The sequence below is a fragment of the Halobacterium bonnevillei genome (assembly GCF_009831555.1).
Classification (GTDB): Archaea; Halobacteriota; Halobacteria; order Halobacteriales; family Halobacteriaceae; genus Halobacterium; species Halobacterium bonnevillei.
In genome coordinates this window covers 1-2,299 of record NZ_WUUU01000286.1, presented here as the reverse complement: position 1 = coordinate 2,299, position 2,299 = coordinate 1, and the positions used below count along the sequence as shown (strand labels likewise).

The 2,299-nt window shown below is 71.0% G+C and carries 1 protein-coding gene and 1 pseudogene; both read right to left on the bottom strand.

The genetic code is table 11. The annotated features are described in order from the left end of the window. Positions 1-742 (bottom strand): annotated as a pseudogene (locus tag GRX66_RS18410) (hypothetical protein); the annotation flags it as partial. 99 nt (positions 743-841) lie between these two features. After that, positions 842-2,299: hypothetical protein (locus tag GRX66_RS18405; protein ID WP_159527775.1), on the bottom strand; the 1,458-nt coding region annotated here is incomplete at its 5' end.

Here is a 2,299-nt window from a genome sequence, read left to right as displayed (position 1 = left end):
CGTCGAACGCCCGGACCGCGTTGCCCGCCACCAGCCGCGGCCGCTCGCCCGCCTCGACGGACGCGCCGAGGTAGAACGCCAGCGGCGCCACCGTGAAAATCGGCCCGTACGCCGGCGGCACCTCGATCGTTATCCCGGTGTCCGGCGGTTCGACGGCCGACGGGATCTCGAGGTCGTCTCCGCGTTCGAACGCGGGTGGATGCCCGCGGAGCGTCGGCCACGACCGGTCCGGCGACAGCGTCTTCAGCGCCGACCCGAACGTCGACACCCCCGCCATCAGGTCGCGCGGATCGTCGGTCACCGTCACCGTCCCAGCCGGCGTCTCGTGGTACGACCGCACCCCAACGACGAATCGAGTGCGTTCCACCGCGTCGAGGAACGTGTGGTCGTCCGCGAACCGCGGCGCGACGACGGCGTCCTCGACGCGCACGTACAGCTTCGCGCCGGGCTGTGTGAAGTTGATCTCGAAGGTCCCGGGGCCGAACTGTTCGGCGGACGCCTCGGAGTCGGCGTGGTGGATGACGTCCCCGTCCTGCCAGACGACGGCGTGCGTGAACACGGGCGCGTGCAGTGCACTCGCCTCGACCGCGACGGCGGCGTCGACGGGCATCGTGAAGTCGTCGGTCGGCGCCGGCGTCGGGTCGACGGCGCAGTCGGTGCGCAACGGGAACTGCTCGCCCTCGGAGGTGTCTCGAACGCGGATGCCGTAGCTGCCGTCGAGCGGATCGAACTGGATCGTCACGCGCGACGACGCCCCCCGGCGACCGGCGACAACTGCATAGTTAGTCCCTCACAGTAGGCGAATAAAAGAATTCTGTCCGAGGGACGTCGTTTCTGGGTGTCACTCGAAGTCCGCCGGACGCAGCGACTCCGGGTGCCGGATGTCCCCGTCGACGCGCATCGGCGTGGAGAGCCGGTCCAGCCAGCCGGCGAAGTTGTCACGTTCGACGTGCTCCACGCGAGCCTGCGCGGCCCCGACGAAGCCGCGTCCGTCCCCGTGCATCGGCCTCACGAACGACCCCATGCCGAACGCGCCGTACGGGTAGTAGCGGCAGTACAGTGCGACGTCGTCGGTCGCGGGCTCCTGGTCCCGGGAGTCGAACTCCGAGAATACCGGCATCGACGTGGGTGCGGCCCGGAACGCGAGCGTGCCGCTCCCCAGTATCGCGTACCGTTGCGCGCTGGGGCCGGACTCCCGGAGCACGTCAAGCACGGCGTACAGCGGGAACCCCGCGTCCAGCAGCATCGAGACCGTCCGTCCAACTGTGCCGGCCGTCGCGTCCGCCACGTCGTCGACGGTGACGATGCCGCCCACTGCCCCCGCCGTCAACAGCGCCCGCCCCTGCTCGTAGGACCGACACCCGTTCAGGAAGAACGCGCTCACACCCGTGTCCGCCAGCGTCCGCACGTCGAGCGCCCCGTCCCGACACAGCATCCCGGCGTCGGTGACGTGGCCGACGAAGTGCAGGAAGTCCACGTCCTCGGTCAGCGCGTCGCGGAGTTCCCTCGTCGTCAGCGACTCGGAGAACCGAACGTTCGTGTCAGCCAGTTCGTGGACGTCGTAGGCGGTCTCCTCGTGTGCTTCGAGCCGGGAGTCGTTGTGGACGACGTGGACGTCCAGCGGGCCGGTTCCACTCGGCCAGTCGAAGCCCCGGCGGAACGACCCCACCGTCGGGTTCGCGGCGCCCGGCGCGAGGCTGCGGGTAATCCACGCCTGCCCGGGCGTCTCGCGCTGTTCGGGAACGGCCACCGAGAGCGGCGTCGGCGACGACCCGGCTGTCGACCGTGCGAGTTCGCCGTCGGCGCCACCCTGGAGGGCGTCCGGGGACGGCGTGAGCGTCCGTTCCTCGGCGTCGCCGGGCGGACTCCGGACCAGCGCGAGTTCGTCGGCGAGGGACGGGAGTACGACGGCGTTCGCCGGGTCCGCCGCGACGTCGGCCGTGTAGTGCCAGTCCAGCAACCCCTCCGTCGCCGACCGCGGCACGTCCAGGTACGCCGCCGTCCGCTCGGCCAGCGGCAACTCGAACAGCGCCTCGTAGTCCAGGTCGACGGCGGCGTCGAGGGCGGCCGCCTGCTCGGTGCGGAACGCGTAGACGCCCGCTTCCCGAACGACGCTGTCGAGTGCGAACGCGTGCTCGAGCGTGTCGCTGACCTCGGCGGCCAACGCGTCACCGTCGAACGTCCGGACCGCGTCGCCCGCCACCAGCCGCGGCCGCTCGCCAGCCTCGACGGACGCGCCGAGGTAGAACGCCAGCGGCGCCACCGTGAAAATCGGCCCGTACGCCGGCGGCACCTCGAT